Source organism: Rhodococcus sp. 15-2388-1-1a, assembly GCF_002259145.1.
Lineage (GTDB): Bacteria > Actinomycetota > Actinomycetes > Mycobacteriales > Mycobacteriaceae > Rhodococcoides.
This window is the reverse complement of sequence record NZ_NPFP01000031.1, coordinates 74,445-93,917: the sequence shown is the minus strand read 5'-3', so window position 1 is coordinate 93,917 and position 19,473 is coordinate 74,445. Positions and strand designations below refer to the sequence as shown.

17 protein-coding genes are annotated in these 19,473 nt (G+C 64.7%); 8 read left to right on the top strand and 9 right to left on the bottom strand.

Annotation, left to right across the window (positions count from 1 at the left end; genetic code table 11):
* Positions 1 to 74: 74 nt before the first annotated feature.
* Both CH302_RS17900 and CH302_RS17895 read left to right on the top strand, forming a co-directional pair.
* Positions 75 to 1,097: an NAD(P)-dependent alcohol dehydrogenase gene (locus CH302_RS17900; RefSeq protein WP_037196018.1), complete on the top strand. Its 1,023-nt coding sequence runs from the start codon at positions 75 to 77 to the stop codon at positions 1,095 to 1,097.
* Entirely contained in the window at positions 1,094 to 2,569 is a 1,476-nt protein-coding gene (locus CH302_RS17895) for a mannitol dehydrogenase family protein (RefSeq protein WP_037196021.1), read from the top strand. The genes CH302_RS17900 and CH302_RS17895 overlap by 4 nt, the downstream gene beginning before the upstream one ends.
* On the opposite strand, the gene CH302_RS17890 is transcribed toward CH302_RS17895, so the two are convergent.
* Positions 2,553 to 3,218, bottom strand: a complete 666-nt coding sequence (locus CH302_RS17890) for a potassium channel family protein (RefSeq protein ID WP_037196024.1) — start codon at positions 3,216 to 3,218, stop codon at positions 2,553 to 2,555. The two genes, CH302_RS17895 and CH302_RS17890, sit on opposite strands and share 17 nt — an antisense overlap.
* Positions 3,211 to 4,524, bottom strand: a complete 1,314-nt coding sequence (locus tag CH302_RS17885) for a TrkH family potassium uptake protein (protein ID WP_052048121.1) — start codon at positions 4,522 to 4,524, stop codon at positions 3,211 to 3,213. Before CH302_RS17885 ends, CH302_RS17890 begins: the two co-directional genes overlap by 8 nt.
* A 288-nt stretch (positions 4,525 to 4,812) precedes the next feature.
* Between CH302_RS17885 and CH302_RS17880 the strand changes: the two genes are divergently transcribed.
* The gene (locus CH302_RS17880; RefSeq protein WP_082323878.1) at positions 4,813 to 6,081 is read left to right on the top strand and encodes a sensor domain-containing phosphodiesterase; all 1,269 of its coding nucleotides are present in this window, start codon (positions 4,813 to 4,815) and stop codon (positions 6,079 to 6,081) included.
* A 16-nt stretch (positions 6,082 to 6,097) separates the two neighbouring features.
* Here CH302_RS17880 and CH302_RS17875 read toward each other — a convergent pair whose 3' ends face one another.
* The 3 genes from CH302_RS17875 to CH302_RS17865 all read right to left on the bottom strand — a co-directional run bounded on the left by CH302_RS17875 (position 6,098) and on the right by CH302_RS17865 (position 9,670).
* The gene (locus CH302_RS17875; RefSeq protein WP_230596534.1) at positions 6,098 to 7,240 is read right to left on the bottom strand and encodes an L-talarate/galactarate dehydratase; all 1,143 of its coding nucleotides are present in this window, start codon (positions 7,238 to 7,240) and stop codon (positions 6,098 to 6,100) included.
* A 130-nt stretch (positions 7,241 to 7,370) separates the two neighbouring features.
* Complete coding sequence (locus CH302_RS17870) at positions 7,371 to 8,324, bottom strand: 2-hydroxyacid dehydrogenase (protein WP_037196030.1); 954 nt, start codon at positions 8,322 to 8,324, stop codon at positions 7,371 to 7,373.
* Entirely contained in the window at positions 8,324 to 9,670 is a 1,347-nt protein-coding gene (locus tag CH302_RS17865) for an enolase C-terminal domain-like protein (RefSeq protein WP_037196032.1), read from the bottom strand. Before CH302_RS17865 ends, CH302_RS17870 begins: the two co-directional genes overlap by 1 nt.
* A 288-nt stretch (positions 9,671 to 9,958) precedes the next feature.
* On the opposite strand from CH302_RS17865, the gene CH302_RS17860 reads away from it, so the two are divergent.
* Genes CH302_RS17860 through CH302_RS17845 form a run of 4 tightly spaced genes read left to right on the top strand, consistent with a single transcriptional unit; the run spans position 9,959 to position 14,779 of the window.
* The gene (locus CH302_RS17860; protein ID WP_037196034.1) at positions 9,959 to 11,557 is read left to right on the top strand and encodes an aldehyde dehydrogenase (NADP(+)); all 1,599 of its coding nucleotides are present in this window, start codon (positions 9,959 to 9,961) and stop codon (positions 11,555 to 11,557) included.
* Positions 11,558 to 11,588: 31 nt separating this feature from the next.
* The gene (locus CH302_RS17855; protein WP_037196036.1) at positions 11,589 to 12,515 is read left to right on the top strand and encodes a 5-dehydro-4-deoxyglucarate dehydratase; all 927 of its coding nucleotides are present in this window, start codon (positions 11,589 to 11,591) and stop codon (positions 12,513 to 12,515) included.
* Positions 12,515 to 13,783: a glucarate dehydratase family protein gene (locus CH302_RS17850; protein ID WP_037196038.1), complete on the top strand. Its 1,269-nt coding sequence runs from the start codon at positions 12,515 to 12,517 to the stop codon at positions 13,781 to 13,783. The genes CH302_RS17855 and CH302_RS17850 overlap by 1 nt, the downstream gene beginning before the upstream one ends.
* A gap of 48 nt (positions 13,784 to 13,831) precedes the next feature.
* The gene (locus tag CH302_RS17845) at positions 13,832 to 14,779 is read left to right on the top strand and encodes a GGDEF domain-containing protein (RefSeq protein ID WP_037196040.1); all 948 of its coding nucleotides are present in this window, start codon (positions 13,832 to 13,834) and stop codon (positions 14,777 to 14,779) included.
* A gap of 1 nt (position 14,780) precedes the next feature.
* Here the strand turns inward: CH302_RS17845 and CH302_RS17840 are convergent, their stop codons facing one another.
* Positions 14,781 to 15,329: a TetR/AcrR family transcriptional regulator gene (locus CH302_RS17840; protein ID WP_037196042.1), complete on the bottom strand. Its 549-nt coding sequence runs from the start codon at positions 15,327 to 15,329 to the stop codon at positions 14,781 to 14,783.
* A gap of 81 nt (positions 15,330 to 15,410) precedes the next feature.
* On the opposite strand from CH302_RS17840, the gene CH302_RS17835 reads away from it, so the two are divergent.
* Positions 15,411 to 16,337: an alpha/beta hydrolase gene (locus CH302_RS17835; RefSeq protein WP_037196242.1), complete on the top strand. Its 927-nt coding sequence runs from the start codon at positions 15,411 to 15,413 to the stop codon at positions 16,335 to 16,337.
* On the opposite strand, the gene CH302_RS17830 is transcribed toward CH302_RS17835, so the two are convergent.
* The 3 genes from CH302_RS17830 to CH302_RS17820 are packed head-to-tail and all read right to left on the bottom strand — an operon-like array spanning position 16,334 to position 19,382.
* Positions 16,334 to 17,005: a TetR/AcrR family transcriptional regulator gene (locus tag CH302_RS17830; protein WP_052048122.1), complete on the bottom strand. Its 672-nt coding sequence runs from the start codon at positions 17,003 to 17,005 to the stop codon at positions 16,334 to 16,336. The genes CH302_RS17835 and CH302_RS17830 overlap by 4 nt on opposite strands.
* A complete protein-coding gene (locus tag CH302_RS17825; protein WP_037196044.1) occupies positions 17,002 to 17,847 on the bottom strand; it encodes an SDR family NAD(P)-dependent oxidoreductase in 846 nt (281 codons plus the stop codon). Before CH302_RS17825 ends, CH302_RS17830 begins: the two co-directional genes overlap by 4 nt.
* The gene (locus tag CH302_RS17820) at positions 17,844 to 19,382 is read right to left on the bottom strand and encodes a flavin-containing monooxygenase (protein WP_230596526.1); all 1,539 of its coding nucleotides are present in this window, start codon (positions 19,380 to 19,382) and stop codon (positions 17,844 to 17,846) included. Before CH302_RS17820 ends, CH302_RS17825 begins: the two co-directional genes overlap by 4 nt.
* Between the last annotated feature and the right edge of the window lie 91 nt (positions 19,383 to 19,473).

The window sequence follows — 19,473 nt, the reverse complement described above, 5'->3', positions numbered from 1 at the left end:
TCTGCTCACTAAGCTAACATTAAGGTGTGATCTACACAACACCCCCTCGCCACCAGCGACCCGTGCCACAGTCCATGCAGGCCAGCGTCCTGACCGGAGTGCAGGAGATACGACTCGAAGAACGGCCCGTACCCACGCCCGCGCACGACGAGGTCCTCGTGCAGGTCACAGCAGTCGGGGTGTGCGGTTCCGACGCGCACTACTACCGCGAGGGACACATCGGCGACTACGTGGTCGACGGTCCCCTCGTACTCGGACACGAGGCAGCGGGCGTCATCGTGGCCGTGGGCACCGACGTCTCCGACACCCGCGTCGGGCAGCGCGTGTCCATCGAGCCGCAGCGCCCCGATCCCACCAGCGCTCAGTCTCGCGCCGGCCGCTACAACCTGTGCCCGGCCATGGAGTTCTTCGCGACGCCGCCCATCGACGGAGCGCTCGCGGAGTACGTACTGATCCAATCGACCTTCGCCCACGACGTCCCCGACGACATCTCCGACGAGGCCGCAGCCCTCTTCGAGCCGCTGTCGGTCGGCATCGCATCGGCCCAGAAGGCACGTATCTCCGCGGGATCGAGTGTGCTCATCGCAGGAGCGGGCCCCGTCGGGCTCGTCACCGCTCAGGTCGCGCGCGCATTCGGAGCCACCGAAGTGATCGTCACCGACATCGACGCGTCCCGCCGCGCCAACGCGGCGAAGTTCGGCGCGACTCGCGTCCTCGACCCCACGGCCGAGGACGTGCGCTCCCTGACGGTCGACGCCTTCATCGACGCATCCGGTGCGGCCCGAGCCGTGATCGACGGCATCCACGCGGTCCGACCCGCAGGAACGGTCGTCCTCGTCGGCATGGGCGGATCGGACTACCCGCTGCCGATCTCGCGGATCCAGAACCGAGAATTGCTGCTCACCGGCGTCTTTCGATACGCCAACACATGGCCGATCGCACGCGCGCTGGTGGCGTCGGGCATGGTTGATCTCGACGCGATGGTGACGGCGCGCTTCGGACTCGAGGGCGTCGAGGATGCATTGAACGCCGACAGGCAACCCGGAAGCATCAAAGCCGTAGTGATCCCAGGACTTTCGAAGGAGACGAACGCATGAAGTTGAACTCGCAGAACCTCGCCGACTTCATCGAGGACGTCGCAGTTCCGACGTACGACCGATCCGAGGTGACGGTCGGCATCGTGCATTTCGGTGTCGGCGGCTTCCATCGTGCCCACCAGGCGATGTACATCGACCGTCTGATGCAGCAGGGGCAGGCGCTGGACTGGGGAATCTGCGGCGTCGGCGTACTGCCCGGTGACCGTCGAATGAACGACGTCATGCAGGCACAGGACTGCCTGTACACGTTGGCGCTCAAGCATTCCGACGGCACGTGGGACACCCGCGTCATCGGTTCCATCGTCGAGTACCTGTTCGCACCGGACGACGCCGAGGCCGTGATCGAGAAGATGGCCGCCGACACGACGAAGATCGTCTCGCTCACCATCACCGAAGGTGGCTACAACTTCTCCGCGACGACGGGCGAGTTCGACGCGGACAATCCAGCCATCGTCGCCGACCTCGCCGACGGCGCAGTTCCCGCAACGACATTCGGACTGGTCATCGAGGCGTTGGCTCGGCGCAAGGAGCGCGGCATGACCCCGTTCACCATCATGTCCTGCGACAATATCGAGGGCAACGGTCATATGGCGCAGTCGACGTTCACGACGTTCGCGCGCCTGAAGGACCCGGCGTTGGCCGACTGGATCCAAGCCGAAGGCGCGTTCCCCAATTCGATGGTCGATCGCATCACGCCGGTCACGACACCGGAAGTGAACGAACAGCTTTCGCTTCGATACGCCATCGACGACCAATGGCCCGTCGCGGGCGAGCCGTTCACACAGTGGGTCCTCGAGGACAACTTCACCCTCGGCCGTCCGCCGCTGGAAGAGGTGGGCGTGCAGGTGGTCGAGGATGTCACGCCCTACGAGCTGATGAAGCTGCGGTTGCTCAATGCCAGCCACCAGGCGCTCGCGTACTTCGGCTATCTCAGTGGCTATCGCCTCGTCCACGAGGTGTGCCAGGATTCGCTGTTCGCGGACTTCCTGCTCGCCTACATGGACGAGGAAGCAACCCCGACGCTGCAGCCGGTCCCCGGCATCGATCTGACCGACTACAAGCGGACGTTGATCGAGCGGTTCTCCAACCCCGAGATTCGCGATACCGTCGCCCGCCTGTGTGCCGAGTCCTCGGACCGAATTCCCAAGTGGCTCTTGCCTGTCATCCGCAAGAATCTCGAGACCGGCGGTGACATCACCCGCTCCACCGCAGTGGTGGCCAGTTGGGCTCGCTACGCCGAGGCCGTCGACGAGTCCGGCGAGCCCATCGAGATCGTCGACCAGTTGAAGGATTCACTGGTGCCGATCGCGCAGAGTCAGCGCGAGAACCCCACGGCGTTCATTGCCAACCGCGCGGTGTTCGGGGATCTGATCGACAACGAGCGGTTCGTCGCCGAGTACACGAAACAACTGTCGTCTCTGCAGGAGCACGGAGCACGCGCGACGCTGGAATCGCTCAGGTCGACTCACTGAATCGTTCGGCGTCTCGAACCTGACCGGAGACGATGACGGTATCGCCCGCGCCGATCACCGTGTCGGCCGTGGCGTAGGTGAATCCTTCGCCCTGACGCTTGACCGCGACGACGGTGACACGATGCTTGGTGCGTATCCCGCTTTCGCCCAACTTCTTTCCGATGATGGAGGCGGGCGGAGAGGTCTTGATCATGGCGAAACCGTCGTCGAATTCGATGTAGTCCATCATCCGACCGCGCACCAGGTGGGCGACGCGCTTGCCCATGTCGTGCTCGGGCCGCACCACATGGTGCACGCCGATCTGGGTGAGAATCTTGGCGTGCGCGTTGCTCAGAGCCTTGGCCCAGATCGTCGACATCGACAGATTCACCAGAGCCGATGCGGTGAGCAGGCTGGCTTCGAGATTGGACCCGATGCCCACGACGGCACGGTCGTACTCGTGCACCGACAATTGCCGAAGAGACTCCTCGTCGGTGGTATCGGCCACCACAGCATGCGTCAGACGGTCTGCCACGCGTTGTACTACGGCCTCGTCGCTGTCGATGCCGAGCACCTCGACTCCCTGGCCCATCAGTTCCAGTGCCAGCGACTTGCCGAAGCGGCCGAGCCCGAGAACGACGACGACGTCGGAGGATGGTTTCCTAGCCAATGAACGGCCTTTCCGTGGGGAGCGTGTAACGCCGACCGCGGTCGCGGGCGGCAAGGGCGCTGACCAGAGTGATGGAGCCGATGCGTCCCAGGTACATCAGAACGATCAGGATCACCTGCCCCCACCCGGGCAACTGTGCGGTGATTCCGGTGGACAGGCCCACCGTCGCGAACGCGGAGACGACCTCGAACAGGAGGACGTCGAGGTCGAAGTCCGTGCCCGCCAACAACGCGACGACCGGGAGCATGACCAACGCGACACCGATCAGTGCCACCGTCAACGCCTGACGCTGCACGCGCGCGTCGATCCGACGATCGAACACCGTCACTTCCCGGTCTCCGCGGATCTCGGCCAGGATGACGAATAGAAGGAGCGCGAAGGTGGTGACTTTGATGCCACCCGCCGTGCCGCCGCTGCCGCCGCCGATGAACATCAGGACATCGGTGACCAACAGGGTCGCGTTGTCGACATCGGCGTAGTCGACACTGTTGAATCCTGCGGTTCGAGGCATGACGCCCTGGAACGTCGCGACGAGCATCTTGTCCCAGAAGCCGAATCCACCCAGCGTTCTCGACCACTCGAACAACATCACCACCGTCGGCCCGAGCACCAGAAGAACGCTGGTGACGGTCAAGGTCAGCCGAGTGTGCAGTGACCATCTCTTGCGTGCCCGAACGCCGCCGGCACGTGCGCGGAGGTGGCGGGCGATCTCGAAGAGAACCGGAAATCCGATGCCGCCCAACACGACCGCGATCAACAGTGGAATGCAGATCCACGGATCGGTGGCGAACCCGATCATGTTGTCGCTGAACAGGGCGAAGCCGGCGTTGTTGAACGCGGAGACCGCATGAAAGGTCCCCAGCCAGAGTGCGCGCCCGAGAGGCTCGTCGTATCCGAGAAAGAACCGCGCCGCGAGGGCGAGCGCAACGACGCTCTCGATGATCAGACTGGTACGGAACACCCCGACCACGACGCTTCGGACATCGCCCAGACCCGACGTACGAACCTCCGCAGCCGCATTGAGCCTGCCGCGCAGACCTATTCGATCGGCCAGGACCAGCCCGACGAGGGACGCGATCGTCATGATCCCGAACCCACCGATCTGGATCAGGCCGAGAATCACGCCCTGCCCGAAACCCGACCAGTACACCGGGGTGTCCACCACGATCAGACCCGTCAGACTGACGGCGGAGGTCGACGTGAACAACGACTGCAGGAACCCGGTCTCGCTGCCGGGAACGGTGGCCGCAGGCAGCGACAGCACGCCCGCACCTATCGCAATGGCGAGCGCGAAGCCTGTGGCCATGACCCGGACCGGCGTCGGCCTGAAGATCGCGGCCCATCGCGATGCCTGGTGAGCGTCTGTCACCCGAGAAACAGTACTGTGCACCCCGCGCAGTGGTGTGGCAAAGCCCGCGGGTCGTTCCGCAAGCTCCACTCTCATGAGCCCCGGGCGGCATCCAACCGCACAGTGCCTACGGTACGAGACCCACCCAGTGGTGATCTGCACGTCCCCGGGCCGAACTCGCGCAGGGCGGGTAACGTCGAAAACGAGCTGAAAATCTATTGTTCGATCGCGAAGAAAGACACCTTCATGCCGGACGACGCTGTGCGCGAGCGTTCCTCGCACGAGGCGATTTCCTCTGCCCTTGCCGATGTGAGCGCTGTCCGACCGGTATTCCAACCCGTGGTCGAACTCGGCACCGGAACCGTCCTCGGGTACGAGGCTCTGGCGCGGTGGCCCGAGTGGCCCCAATTGGACCTGGATTCCGTGTTTTCGACGGCCGCAGATCTGGGTGTGGTGGACGATCTCGATTGGGCTTGTCGCACAAGCGCGGTCGACGCAGCACTCGCTGCAGGGATGGCACAGGAACTGTGTTTGTTCGTCAACGTGGAACCCCACACCGCAACCGGACCGACCGACGCCGCCAAGCGCGTGTTCGCATCGGCCGAGGGCCGATTCTCCGTGGTGCTCGAGCTGACAGAGAGGTCACTGCTGGCCGATCCCGCAGTGTTGTTGGCCGTTGTTGCCGACGGTCGGCGGGCAGGATGCCGTATCGCTCTCGACGACATCAGCGTGCATCCGGACACGGTGACCATGCTCGAGTTCGTCGCACCGGACATCATCAAGCTCGACCGTTCGTTGGTCCAGCAAGATCCGAATCGAGCGCAGGCGCGCGTGATCGCCGCGGTACGAGCGCATTCCGAGGCGACCGGGGCGACTGTTCTGGCAGAGGGCATCGAAAACGACGAACACCTCGCCCGCGCCCACTCACTCGGGGCGGTGCTGGGCCAGGGCTGGCTGTTCGGAAAGCCCGGTCCGCTGCCCGAGTCGGTGCGGACGGCACCGGGTGCGCTGTCGATTCTGAGCGAACCCGTTTCGAACTCCGGTCTGGTCCCGAACCTGCCATCGGATCTCTTCGAGCTCGTGGCTCCGTCGATCGGAACCAAAGCCTTCATCCGCGCCATCTCCCGCCAGATCGAGGACTACGCCCGCGATACCAACGATTCGCTGGCCCTCATGTCCACCTTCCAGCATTCCCGATGGTTCAGCCCACCTGTCGCCGAGCAGTACGCCTTGCTGGCCACCAAGCACGCATTCGTCGCGGCCGTCGGCGTCGGCTTGGGAGGGGCACCTGCGCCTGGTGTGCGCGGAGCAGATCTCGATCCCGCGGAGGAGTTCACCCGAGAGTGGACGATCACCGCTGTCGGTCAGCACTATTTCTCGGCGCTCATCGCCCGCGATCTGGGCGACACCGACTGCGCCGACGCGGATCGACGATTCGAGTTCGTGCACACGCACAATCGGCAGCTCGTCGTCGCCGCAGCCAGATCGCTCATGCGCCGCATCATTCCTATGTGACTGCGGCTGGTACCAGCTAGCGCACCACCACCCTCGCCACTGTCCAGGCCCGACCCTGCTCGCTCAACGTGAAGCCCAGTCCCGGACGTGAAGACAGATGCATGCGTCCGTCTCGGGTCTCGAGATTCTCGTCGAACAGCGGGTCCAGCCAATCGAAGTGCTCCACCCACGTCTGCAGTGGATACACCGCCGCGAGGTGCAGATGGATCTCCATGGCGAAGTGCGGGGCGAGTTGCAGATTGTGGTGCTCTGCCAGCGTGGCCAACTTCAGGAATTGCGTGATCCCGCCGATGCGGGGAGCGTCGGGTTGCAGAATGTCGACCGAACCGGCCTCGATGAGGCGGACGTGCTCGCCGACGCTCGCCAGCATCTCTCCCGTTGCGATCGAGGTATCCAGGCTACGAGCGAGCTGGGCATGCCCCTCGGCGTCGTACGCGTCGAGGGGTTCCTCTATCCACACGAGGTCGAATTGCTCCAGGATTCGGCCCATGCGCTGCGCCGTCGGGCGGTCCCACTGCTGATTGGCGTCCACCATCAGCGGGACATCGTCACCGAGGAATTCACGGACCGCGGTGACGCGGGCGATATCGGTACGCCAATCCGGTTGGCCCACTTTCAGTTTGATACCGCCGATGCCGTTGGCCAGGGAGATGGCGGCGTTCTCCATGACCTCCTCGAGGGGAGTGTGCAGAAAACCACCCGAGGTGTTGTACGTCTGCACCGAATCGCGCGCCGAGCCGATCAGTTTCGCCAGCGGCAACCCCGCCCGCTTGGCTTTGAGATCCCACAGCGCGATGTCGATCGCGGCAATCGCCTGCGTCGCAACACCGCTCCGGCCCACCGACGCTCCGGCCCACACGAGCTTGGTCCAGATCTTGCCGATGTCGTTCGGGTCCTCGCCGATGAGAACTGGGGCGATCTCCTGGGCGTGCGCAAATTGGGCGGGCCCGCCGGCGCGCTTGGAGTATCCGAAACCGATTCCCTCATGCCCCTGTTCGGTACGAATCTCGGCGAACAGGAACACCACCTCGGTCATCGCCTTCTGCCTGCCGGTGAGCACCTTGGCGTCGCTGATCGGCTTCTTCAGCGGTAACACGATCGAGGACAGCGTGACTTCGGCGATGCGATCGATACTTGCGACACCGGGAACCAGTGCCATGATTGCCGCATCGGGGGCAGTGAGGCCGCTTGTCGGTTTTTCTGTGGCGATGGTCATCTCGAGCTCCTGGGATCGTCGATTTACTGTGTCTCACAGACTATTTCGACGATCGATGTGGGTCCAACACCAATTATCGACCGATCGATGCCGCCAGAGCATCGATGTTCGACGCGATATCCGCGACCCGTCCCACGAACGTATGATGCGTGACGCCCGACGAGTGGGGCGTCATCAGCACATTGTCGAGATCGCGGAACGGCAACACACTCGGTTCTCCCACGCCGTCCGGCCCGGGGTACTGGTACCAGACATCGATTGCGGCAGCGGCAATCTTGCGGGAAGACAACGCGTCGAACAGTGGCTGCTCCTGTACCAAGGGTCCACGACCGACATTGACGAGTACCCCGTCGCGACCGAGTCTGCTCAGCTCTTCGGCACCGATCATCCCGCGCGTGTGCTCGTTCAGCGGTGCGGAGACCACGAGAACATCCGCGAAATCGGCGAGCCTCGTCAAATCCGCGGCATCCGAGACCCATTGGAGTCCCTCATCCGGAGCTCGCCCGCTTCCGGTGACCGCAGCACCGGTCGCCCCGTAGGCCTGAAACAGCTGCCAGGTTCGCCTGCCGATGTGTCCGAAGCCGACGAAGCCGATGCGGGCACCGCTCAGCGACAACGGTTGCGGGATGCTCGGGTCGTAGACGGCGGTCGCGAACCGCCCCTCGCGCAGTGCCCGATCCTGTAGCAGAAACTGTCGGCGCAGCATTACCGTTGCTGCCACCACGTACTCGGCAATCGACTGTTCGTGGTGAAAGGTGTTGCACACCTGCACATCGGGGCCCAAACCGGAGCGATCGACGTTGTCCGTTCCGGCACCGGCAACGTGCACCATGCGTAGCTTCGGCGCTGCGGCACCCATGGCCGCGCTGAACTTGCCACCGACGTAGACGTCCGCATCGGCAAGTTCGTCGATGACCCGGCTCTCGTCGAACGGCACGCACCAGATCACCTCGGCATCGGCGGGCAGGCCCGCCTCGAACTGCTCCCGATGGGGCAGCACATTTCGATCACCGACGACGATCTTCATCAGCGGACCAGGGCCGGCCGCTTGCTGTCGAACGTCCACCCCTCGATCAGATACTGCATACCGATGGCGTCGTCGCGGGAACCGAGACCTTCCTTCTGGTACAACTCGTGCGCCGCGTCGATCTGCTCGAAGTCGAGTTCGACACCCAGACCCGGCTTGTCGGGCACGGTGAGGTAGCCATCCTCGATCGTGAACGGCTCCTTGGTCACTCGCTGTCCGTCCTGCCAGATCCAGTGCGTATCGATGGCCGTGATCGTCCCTGGAGCGGCCGCGGCCACGTGGGTGAACATGGCCAGCGAGACGTCGAAGTGGTTGTTGGAGTGCGAACCCCACGTCAGACCCCACGCATCGCACAGCTGCGCGACGCGTACCGAACCGGCCATCGTCCAGAAGTGCGGGTCGGCGAGTGGGATGTCCACCGCACCGGATCGGATGGTGTGGCCCATCTCGCGCCAGTCGGTGGCGATCATGTTGGTCGCGGTCTGCAACCCGGTGGCGCGCTTGAACTCGGTCATCACTTCTCGGCCGGAGAATCCGCCCTCCGGGCCGACGGGGTCTTCGGCGTAGGCCAGGACATCCCGCAGGCCACGACACGTCTCGATCGCGTCCTTCAGCAACCAACCACCGTTGGGATCCAACGTGATTCGAGCCTCGGGGAATCGCTCGGCCAGAGCACGTACCGCGGCGGCCTCCTCGGCGGCGGGCAGCGCACCCCCCTTGAGCTTGAAGTCCTGGAAGCCGTAGCGTGCCTGCGCCGCCTCGGCGAGGCGCACGATCGACTCGGGATCCATGGCCTCCTCGTGCCTGATGCGCATCCAGTCGTCTGCTCCGGCGGCCTCGTCGGCTGCACTGCGGTACGCGAGGTCGGTCTTGGTCCGATCGGCGACGAAGAACAGGTAGCCCAGAGCCTGAACCTTCTCGCGCTGCTGTCCGTCACCCAACAGTGCTGCAACACTGACGCCGAGATGCTGGCCGAGCAGATCCAACAATGCCGATTCCACTGCGGTCACAGCGTGAATCGCGATCCGCAGATCGAAGGTCTGCGCTCCGCGGCCTCCGGCATCACGATCCGCGAACGTGCGGCGCATGTCGGCCAGCACAGCGTTGTACCGACCGATGCCCTGGCCCTCGACGAGTACCCGCGCATCCTCGAGAGTCTGCCGAATCGCCTCTCCTCCCGGCACTTCACCGACGCCGATGCGCCCGTCCGAATCGGTGAGCACCACCAGATTGCGGGTGAAGTACGGGGCGTGGGCTCCGCTGAGGTTCAGCAGCATGTCGTCGTGACCCGCGATCGGAATGACACGCATCTCGGCGACGACGGGTGTGCTGGTGTGGACGTTCATGCCCGACCTTTCTCACATACTTCTGGTGACTCGGCTCACAGACGACAGTAGGGCTGTCGATCGATTCCTGTCCAAGACCATCTGCGCATCGACCGATGCAGTAGTGGCATCGGTAACGACACCGAGAGCGCATCGGTCCTGGCAGTGAGATCGATACCGAGACTGAATCAAATGCGACATTTTTAGACTTGGACATGTATCGATCGGCCTTCTACCGTGGTGAGCTATGAGCCAGGTCACGCCTCGGCGTCAGCGTACGTACCGCACCACAGCCTTAGGAGTCACCCCATGACAGCGTCGACGACACAGTCCACCCACCTCACCGGCCGGATGATCATCGCCGGCGTCCCGGTCTTCGGTGGCGGTACGCAGATTCACGGAATCGACCCCAGCACCGGCGCGAACCTCGACCCTGCCTACGGACACGGCGACAATGCCGACGTCGAAAAAGCTTGTGCCGCAGCGGCCGAGGCGTTCGCCGATTACCGGGCCACGTCCTCGGAGACCCGCGCTCAGTTCCTCGAGACCATCGCCGACAACATCGCGGCTCTCGGCGACACGCTGATCGAGCGCGCCGTCGCCGAGTCAGGACTTCCGTTGGCCCGCATCACCGGCGAGGTCGGCCGCACCACCGGCCAACTCCGCCTGTTCGCTTCCGTTCTGCGCGAGGGCAGTTGGAACGGTGCCCGCATCGATCCGGCCCAGCCCGATCGCACGCCACTCCCCCGCGCCGACATCCGCCAGCGGCAGATTCCGTTGGGCCCGGTTGCAGTGTTCGGAGCCAGCAACTTCCCGCTCGCCTTCTCCGTCGCCGGCGGCGACACCGCCTCCGCTCTCGCAGCCGGATGCCCGGTGGTCGTCAAGGCCCACGATGCCCATCCGGGAACGTCCGAACTGGTCGGTCGAGCGATCGCCGATGCGGTGTCGTCCACCGGAATGCCCTCGGGCACATTCTCTCTGCTGTTCGGCTCCGGCCGTGGACTCGGCACCGCTCTGGTGACCGACCCTCGCATCAAGGCAGTCGGCTTCACCGGATCACGTTCGGGTGGAACTGCTCTCGTCGCCGCCGCGGCCGGTCGTCGTGAGCCGATCCCGGTGTACGCCGAGATGAGTTCCATCAACCCGGTGTTCGTCATGGACGGCGCTCTCGCCACCCGCGGAGCCGAGCTCGGCCGCGCCTTCGTCGCATCACTGACGATGGGCTCGGGCCAGTTCTGCACCAACCCCGGTCTCGTCATTGCCGTGGACAGCCCTGGACTGCAGTCCTTCACCGAGGCAGCGACGGCGGCGGTAGAGGAATCCGCCCCCACCACGATGCTGACCCCGAACATCGCCTCCAGCTACGCGGACGGCGTCGCCACGCTGTCCGATGCAGTCACCGTGGTCGCGCGAGGATCCGACTCCGATGCTCCGAACGCCTGCCGCGCAGCGCTGTTCGAGACCGATGCCGATACGTTCCTGACCTCCGAGGACGCGCAGGCCGAGGTGTTCGGGGCGTCGAGCCTCATCGTTCGGTGCACCGACGCGCAGCAGGTTCGCGACGTCGCCGCGCTACTCGAAGGTCAGCTCACCGCCACGATTCACGCCGACGAGAAAGATCACACCGAGGCAGGCAAGCTCCTCTCGGTTCTCGAACTCAAGGCCGGCCGCATCCTGTTCGACGGATGGCCGACCGGAGTCGAGGTGGGCCACGCAATGGTCCACGGCGGCCCTTTCCCTGCCACCTCCAATTCCCGCACCACTTCGGTCGGATCTCTCGCCATCGAGCGCTTCCTGCGTCCCGTTTCTTACCAGGACGTTCCGAAATCATTGCTGCCCAATGCAATTGCCGACGGCAACCCAGAGGGAATCTTTCGCCGCATCGACGGCCAGCTCACCCAAGACTGACTCACCCCACCAAGTTCTCGAGGAGACCACCATGCTCGACGGAGTCCTGTTCTTCCCCGTCACCCCGTTCACCGCCGCCGGTGAGGTCGATTACGACCTGCTGGCCGCGCACATCGCGAAGGGCGTCGATGCCGGACCAGGTGGGGTGTTCATCGCCTGCGGCACCGGCGAATTCCATGCCCTCGAAGGCGAGGAATTCGGCAAGATCGTGCGCACTGCAGTCGACGTCGTGGCGGGCCGTGTGCCGGTGTACGCAGGCGCAGGCGGATCCGTGGCGCAGGCAAAGGCGTTCGCGGCGAGCGCGAAGACCAACGGAGCCGACGGCATCCTGCTGCTACCTCCGTACCTGGTGACGATGCCGCAGGCCGGTCTGGTCAACTACACCAAGGCCGTGGCCGCCGCGTCCGATCTGCCGTTGATCGTCTACAACCGCGGCAATGCCCGTTTCACCGAGGACTCGGCCGTCGAGGTAGCGCAGCTGCCCACCGTCGTCGGGTTCAAGGACGGCACAGGCGATCTCGATCAGGTCGGCCGGATCGTCCGCGCAGTCCTGGATGCACTCGAGCCGTCGGGCAAGCCCTTCCAGTTCTTCAACGGTCTGCCCACCGCCGAGGTCTCACAACAGGCGTACCGGGCCATCGGTGTCACTCTGTATTCCTCGGCCACGTTCGCATTCGCTCCCGAGCTGGCGCTGGCGTTCTACCGGTCTCTGGACAGCGGCAACGAGAAGCTCACTGCCGCACTGCTTCGCGAGTTCTTCCACCCACTGGTGCGTCTACGCGACAAGGTTCCCGGATACGCCGTCGCTCTCATCAAGGCAGGCGTGACGATGGAGGGTATCGAGGCCGGACCGGTGCGCCCGCCGCTGGTGGACATCAGTGCGCCGCACCTCGAGGAACTGACCGCGATCGTCGCCGCCGGCCGGGCCGTGCTGGCGAACGAGCTCGCGGTGCGCTGATGCAGGATCCGGTTCTGATCACCGGCGCTCGGATCACGCCGATCGCCTTCGTGGACCCTCCGTTGCTCAACACAGTCGGGGTGCATCAGCCGTACGCACTGCGCGCGATCATTCAGCTGGACACCGATGCCGGCGTAGTCGGACTGGGTGAGACCTACGCCGACACTGCGCATCTGGCTCGTCTCGACGCGGCGGCTCAGGCCATCACCGGCCTGGACGTGTTCGCACTCAACGAGATTCGAGATGCCGTCGATACGGTACTCGGGACGCTGTCCATCACCGGCGGAGACGGCGTCGCGGGAATGATCACCACGGCCAGTACCACCGACCGCGTCTTCTCGCCGTTCGAGATCGCGTGCCTGGACGTGCAGGGCAAGGTGCTGGGGCGACCGGTGTCGGACCTGCTCGGGGGCAAGGTTCGGGACTCCGTTCCGTTCAGCGCGTATCTGTTCTACAAATGGGCAGCACATCCCGGTGGCCGACCGGACGAGTGGGGCGAGGCCGTCGACCCGGCCGGCCTGGTACGCCAGGCCCGAAAGATGATCGACGAGTACGGCTTCGAGGCCATCAAGGTCAAGGGCGGCGTCTTTCCACCCGACGAGGAGATAGCCGGGATCAAGGCGCTCCGGGAGGCATTCCCGGAGTTGCCGCTCCGGCTGGACCCCAACGCGGCGTGGACGGTCGACACATCCATCCGTGTCGCCGCCGAGCTCGACGGCATCGTCGAGTATCTCGAGGACCCGACACCGGGACTCGACGGGATGGCCGAGGTCGCGCGAGAGGCGAAGATGCCTCTCGCGACCAACATGTGCGTCGTCGCCTTCGATCATCTGAAGCCCGCGGTGGTGAAGGACTCGGTGCAGGTGGTGTTGTCCGACCATCACTACTGGGGCGGGCTGCAACGATCGAGGTTGCTCGCCGGCATCTGCGACACCTTCGAGCTGGGTCTGTCGATGCACTCGAACAGCCACCTCGGAATCAGCCTGGCCGCCATGGTTCACCTCGCCGCGGCGACGCCCAACCTGACCTACGCCTGCGACACGCACTGGCCGTGGAAGAGCGAGGACGTCGTCGTACCCGGGGTGTTGAACTTCGTCGACGGCTCGGTGGCAGTTCCCACCGGGCCCGGCCTCGGCGTCGAGATCGACAAGGACGCGCTCGCGGCGCTGCATCAGCAGTACCTCGACTGCGGTATCCGCGACCGTGACGACACCGGGTACATGCAGAGCATCGATTCGAGCTTCGAAAACACCTGCCCGCGCTGGTAGGACTAAGCTCGCTCCGGGTCGTGGGGATCCGTGCGAGAGGTCTGTCGTGTGAACACCGGTTGGCAATATTCCCCCGCGCCGGTCGCGCGAACGTCCGGGGTCAACTGCCTCGTCAGTGGACTGGTGGGTGTCGTCACCGTCGTCGGGGCTTCGCCTCGGGCGGCGACCGTGTTGCTCGTCCTCGCGGTGGCATGGTGCGCACTGGGCATCTACATGATCGCGGCGGCACCGGTGCTGTCTCGACGCCTCTACCTGGCGATGCACCTGTCCGGTCTGACGAGCATCGCCCTGTTCTGCAGCGCGGCGGGCGGGGCGATCGCGGCCATGTCCGGCATCTTCCTGCAGCTACTTCTGGTGACGCCTGCGTTCATCGTGCTGCCCAACCGCATCGCCTGGCGGACGACGGTTCTCAACGCCGTGTACGTCGCGTACCTGGGTGCCGTCGTCGGCGGTATCCATCCCGTCCTGGTGATCAACGCCCAACTGGTGCTCGTCGCCATCGCGATCTCCGCGGCCTGGGTCCAGAGCGTGGCCTCGACCTCCGAGATCGACCACCTCACCCAGCTCCCGAATCGACGGCGCCTCACCCGTGAGTTGGACGCTCGGCCGGGAACGGTGGCGAGCGGAAAGATCGACGCCATCGCAGTGGTGGACATCGATCGCTTCAAGGTGATCAACGACGACCACGGTCATGCGGCCGGTGATCGCGCGCTCGAGATCGTGTCGTCCGCACTACGCACCTGCCTGCCGCGGCAGTACCTGCTGAGCCGCTCGGGCGGCGATGAATTCACGGTGCTGTGCATCACGGGCACAGCCGCCGAACTACGCGACGCCGTCGATCGCGTTCGGACGGAGCTACCGAAGGACGTGACGATCTCGGCGGGAGTGGCGAGCCGGCAGGACGGCGAAGCCGCCCGCGCCACCCTCGCGCGCGCCGACCGAGCGTTGTACGAGTCCAAGAATCTCGGGCGGAACCGCACAACCGTCCACGAGTAGGTCAACGTCGGACGCCGACCTTGCGGAACAGCAGATCGATCATGGCCCGTTTCGACGCCTCGTCCTGCGGGTGCGTCAGCATGGCCTCGATGACGAAGACGATCATTCGTGTCGTCGGTTCGATGTCGGCGTCATCTACGCCGGCGTTGCGTAGCTCGACGGCGATCCACTGTTCCCACAACGCATGGAAATCGTTGTGCCACTTGTCGATACAGGCAGCTACCGACGTTCGCGAGTGCACCGTATCGACCAGTCGATGATATTTCTCCAGCTCGTCGACCACCCAGAGGACCTGCTCGTTCACCGATTGCGCCGCGAGAGCACCGAATCGACCGAGGGCCTCGGTGTGAATGTCGTCGAGCACCCCGACGAGCAGCTCGTCCTTGTCGCCGAAATACCAGTAGATCGTATTGGTGGTCACTCCGGCAGCGGTGGCGATTCGCCCCATCGGGGTGTGCTCGTAGCCGTCGTCGACGAACAGCGAGCGGGCGGCGTTCACGATCTCGGAGCGCTTCTCGGCGCGATCGACGGGTCGACGGTTGCGCGGCATTGCATCATCGTATCTTGATCGACATTCAAGACGGTGCTATTTTCTTGAATGACGATCAAGAGAACGAAGAAGGACAACCACATGAGCGCCGACGACCAGCCCGAATACCGCCGTACCGACGAATGGTTCGATTCGGAGGGAGTCCGCTGCGCTGTCGCGGTGTATCGGCCCACGGGCACGACGGCCGACGCTCCTGCCGTGGTCATGGCCCACGGATTCGGCACCCCACGTGTCATTCGCCTCTTCGCCTACGCGGAGGTCTTCGCCCGCGCCGGCTACACGGTTCTCGTTTTCGACTACCGCCACTTCGGTGACAGTGACGGTGAGCCGCGGCAGCTGCTCGACATCGGCAAGCAACTCGTCGACTGGCGCAACGCCGTCGCCTACGCCCGGACACTCGACGGTGTCGACTCGGCTCGCATCGTCGGTTGGGGTACCTCCTTCGCCGGCGGACACGTGCTCACCCGGGCCGGCACAGGAGAGAACTTCGCCGCCGTCATCGCCCAGATCCCGCACGTGGACGGGATCGCAGCCGTGCGCGCGACCGGACTTCGGCGCACCATCAAGCTCGCCCCGTCAGCGGTGATCGACCAGATCCGCGCAGTGCGCGGGAAATCACCCCTGTACGTCGACTCGGTCGGCAACCCCGGCGATCGAGCCGTGATGACCTCACCCGACGCCGTCCCCGGCCGCGACCTCCTCCTCGCCGAATCCGGATTGACCGACGGCGACTACCCGGAAACCGTTGCTGCGCGGATACTCCTGCGCATCGGGTTGTACTCGCCGGGCAAGACCGCGTCGAACATCACCTGCCCCGTTCTGATGCAGATCATGTCCGAGGACGTGGTCACGCCGGCGTACGTCACCGTGAAGATCGCAGCGAAGATTCCCGACGCCACCGTGCACATCCACAAGGGGGGCCACTTCGACCCCTACGTGCAGCCGTTGTTCCCGATCATCATCGAAGAGCAGCTGAAATTCCTGAAGAGGACTGTGCCGGTGCGCTAACTCTCTCGACCCTCGAATTCTGTGTTCGTCAGCGGCGCAACGATATTGGCAAGCATGGTCGCGATGGTGGCGACGACGATGCGACGCTCTGCGACATAACCGCTCTGATACCAGGTCATGGCCGTGTGGCTGATTCCGCCGATCGCAGCGGTGGCGAGCAGGTCGACATCCAGATCGGGGCCCGACGGTACGTCGCCGGCGAACGTGCGGAGGTAGCCGAGCAACAGCGTCCCGAACTGCTGCATCACTGTCAGGTACGTCTGCTCCACGCGAGGGCTGACTCCGAGCACCTCCATCCACACCACACGAGCGAGGTGCGGGTCCTCGACGACCCGAAAGAACGGCTCGAGCAACTGCTCGGCGACAGCCCTGATCTCGCTGCCCGTCTCCACCTCCGCGATGGCCCCGGACACCGAGTCGGTCAGGTGTGCAATGCATTCCGCGTAGACAGCGAGCAGGAGATCCTCGGTCTTGTCGAAATACTGATAGAAGTGCCGGTCGGCGATCTTGGCCTCGCGGCACAGTCCGCGGACGGTCGCGGCGCGGTACCCGGTGCTGCCGAACACCCGCAGGCCGGCGTCCAGAAGCTGCCGCCGCCTACGGTCGTCGCGGTCGGCCGCGCTCTCACCGCCGTAGGCGCGGCCGGCGGCTTCCGGCGCTGCACTCATGACCGTCGGGCATCCAGTTCGGCAGTGAGACGGATCAATTCGGCGTCCCGCTCCATCATGGCGTCCATGACCGGGTTGACGATGCCACGCAACAGCGAGATCGGGATCCAGCGACCGGGCACGGCGATGCGCGCAGCCCGCCGTCCGATCCCTCGAACGGCCACGCGCGCGAGCTTGTCCGGTGTGATCGGGCGGAGCAGCGGCGTGGGGAAGGCGCGGTCGATCATGGCCGTCGCGACGTCGTCGCCGCCGAACGCGACTTCGGCGATCGGAGTTGCCACCCACCCCGGATACAGCACTCCGGCAGTCGCTTTCGTGCCCGCGAGTTCCGCACGCAGAGCACGACCGAGCTGTTCGACCGCCGCCTTCGATGCCGCGTACGGCGCATTCGCCAGGCCGTTGAGGTACGCGTACGTCGACGAGGTGAGCAGCACGTAGCCCCCGGACTCGACGATGTGCGGAAGGGCGGCACGCACCGTGTTCCAGACGCCGATCAGGTTGACGCCGATGACCCGCTCGAAGACTCCGTCCTCGATCGACCGAACGGTCGATGCCTGTGCACCGCTGGAGATTCCGGCGTTGGCCATCACGAAATCGAGCTTGCCGAAGGTGTCTATCGCGGTCGCGACGGCCGCATCGAGCTGCTCCCGCACGGTGACGTCGGCATAGGCGATCGCCACGCGTTGGTTGCCCAGCTTCGCCGCCACGGCCTCGAGGTCGGTCGACGCCATGTCGACGAGAACGATCGAGGCGCCGCGTCGATGCAGTGCGGTCGCCACGGCGGAACCGATTCCGCCTGCCGCGCCGGTGATCAGCGCTACCTGTCCGGTGTGCTTGCTCATGCCGAGACCTCGTCCTTCGTCGTCACCTCGGTGGATGACCGGTGGATGTGATGGGCTTCCGGCCGAAAACGCTTGGCCCAGCGGCGGAACGTGAAGCTGAATCCCGGGAACATGGCAACCACGTGTCCCGATTTCGATTGGTACCAGCTGTGGCAGCCGCCGTCCTTCCAGACGGTGCCTTCCATCTCGCGGTGAATGGTGTCGGTGTAGTCCTGCTCGGCGGCTACGGTGACCTCGATGGCGGTCGCACCCACCTGTCGGACGGCGTCGATGGCCCGCACGATGTACTCCATCTGCGCCTCGATGAGGAAGATCGCGGAGGTGTGACCGATTCCGGTGTTCGGTCCGGTGACGACGAACAGGTTGGGAAAGCCGGGAATCGTGGTGCCGAGGTAGGCGCGCGGGTACGGATCCCAGACCTCGGACAGCGCTCGGCCGTCGCGTCCGATCACCGGGTACGAGATGACGCCGTCGGTGGCGTCGTATCCGGTGGACCACACCAGCAGATCGACGTCGACGTGTTCGCCGGTGGTGGTGACGATGCCGGTTTCGGTGATCTCCGCGATGCCGTCGTTCTTGTCGTGCAGGGTGACGTTCGCCTGCCCCAGCGCGGGATAGAGCGCGTTGGACAGCAGAACCCGCTTGCACCCGATGACGTAGTCCGGGGTGACCTTCGCTCGAAGCTCGGGATCCGGAACCTGAGACTCGATGTGCTTCACCGCAGTTCGCTGGGCGACGGCCTTCAACATCGTCCGTGAGTACTTGAAGCCGAGGATACGAGTTTCGAGACTCCAGTAGATCCCGGCGCGGACCAGCCTGCGGATCGGTTCCAACTTCAGCAGCCTGCGCTGCAGCGGCGTGAATTCGCGATCGTGACGTGGCATCACCCAGTGCGGGGTGCGCTGGAAGACGTGCAGCTGCGCCACGTCGGGTTGGATCGCGGGAATCACCTGCGCGGCACTGGCTCCGCTGCCGACGATCGCCACTCGCTTGTCTGCGTGGTCGTAGTCGGTGTGCCAGTCGTTGGTGTGGAACTGGGTGCCCTGGAACTTCTCTCGGCCGGGAAACGGCGGTATGACGGGCGTACTGAGTGGTCCCGACGCGTTGACGACGAACTTCGCCGCGTAGTCGCCCCGCGAGGTGGTGATGGTCCAGTGGTCTCCGGCCCATTCGATCTTCTGAACGTCGGTGTCGACATGCGTCCGCGCCGGCAGACCGTTGGATTCGAGCACATGGTCGGTGTACCGCTCGAGCTCCTCGCGTTCGGCGAACATGCGCGTCCACTCGAACGGTTCCGACGCGATCGAGTACAGCGGACTCTGCACGTCGACGGCTGCGCCCGGGTAGCGATTCTGCTTCCACGTGCCACCCATGAAGGATCGTCTCTCCAGAACGACGAGGTCGTCGATGCCTCGATCGAGCAATGCCTTCGCTGCGCACTGGCCACCGAAGCCGCTGCCGATGATCACCACGGTGTGAATATGCATGCTGACGAACCCCTCCCGCACGAGACGCAATCCGATGATGCGTGTCATCACTTTAAAGTGATGACGCGTGATTCCGCAATGGTTTCGGCGGTCGATGTCCCCTTCGGCGGACGTTCACGTGAGAGGGCCACAATGGGTG

Excerpts from the sequence above, each read along its gene's own strand:
- CH302_RS17900 (WP_037196018.1), top strand. The coding sequence starts at position 75 with ATGCAGGCCAGCGTCCTGACCGGAGTGCAGGAGATACGACTCGAAGAA.
- CH302_RS17840 (WP_037196042.1), bottom strand. The coding sequence starts at position 15,329 with ATGCCGCGCAACCGTCGACCCGTCGATCGCGCCGAGAAGCGCTCCGAG.
- CH302_RS17885 (WP_052048121.1), bottom strand. The coding sequence starts at position 4,524 with ATGGCCACAGGCTTCGCGCTCGCCATTGCGATAGGTGCGGGCGTGCTG.
- CH302_RS17875 (WP_230596534.1), bottom strand. The coding sequence starts at position 7,240 with ATGGCACTGGTTCCCGGTGTCGCAAGTATCGATCGCATCGCCGAAGTC.
- CH302_RS17820 (WP_230596526.1), bottom strand. The coding sequence starts at position 19,382 with ATGACACGCATCATCGGATTGCGTCTCGTGCGGGAGGGGTTCGTCAGC.
- CH302_RS17855 (WP_037196036.1), top strand. The coding sequence starts at position 11,589 with ATGCTCGACGGAGTCCTGTTCTTCCCCGTCACCCCGTTCACCGCCGCC.
- CH302_RS17895 (WP_037196021.1), top strand. The coding sequence starts at position 1,094 with ATGAAGTTGAACTCGCAGAACCTCGCCGACTTCATCGAGGACGTCGCA.
- CH302_RS17850 (WP_037196038.1), top strand. The coding sequence starts at position 12,515 with ATGCAGGATCCGGTTCTGATCACCGGCGCTCGGATCACGCCGATCGCC.
- CH302_RS17880 (WP_082323878.1), top strand. The coding sequence starts at position 4,813 with ATGCCGGACGACGCTGTGCGCGAGCGTTCCTCGCACGAGGCGATTTCC.
- CH302_RS17825 (WP_037196044.1), bottom strand. The coding sequence starts at position 17,847 with ATGAGCAAGCACACCGGACAGGTAGCGCTGATCACCGGCGCGGCAGGC.
- CH302_RS17870 (WP_037196030.1), bottom strand. The coding sequence starts at position 8,324 with ATGAAGATCGTCGTCGGTGATCGAAATGTGCTGCCCCATCGGGAGCAG.
- CH302_RS17830 (WP_052048122.1), bottom strand. The coding sequence starts at position 17,005 with ATGAGTGCAGCGCCGGAAGCCGCCGGCCGCGCCTACGGCGGTGAGAGC.
- CH302_RS17835 (WP_037196242.1), top strand. The coding sequence starts at position 15,411 with ATGAGCGCCGACGACCAGCCCGAATACCGCCGTACCGACGAATGGTTC.
- CH302_RS17865 (WP_037196032.1), bottom strand. The coding sequence starts at position 9,670 with ATGAACGTCCACACCAGCACACCCGTCGTCGCCGAGATGCGTGTCATT.
- CH302_RS17860 (WP_037196034.1), top strand. The coding sequence starts at position 9,959 with ATGACAGCGTCGACGACACAGTCCACCCACCTCACCGGCCGGATGATC.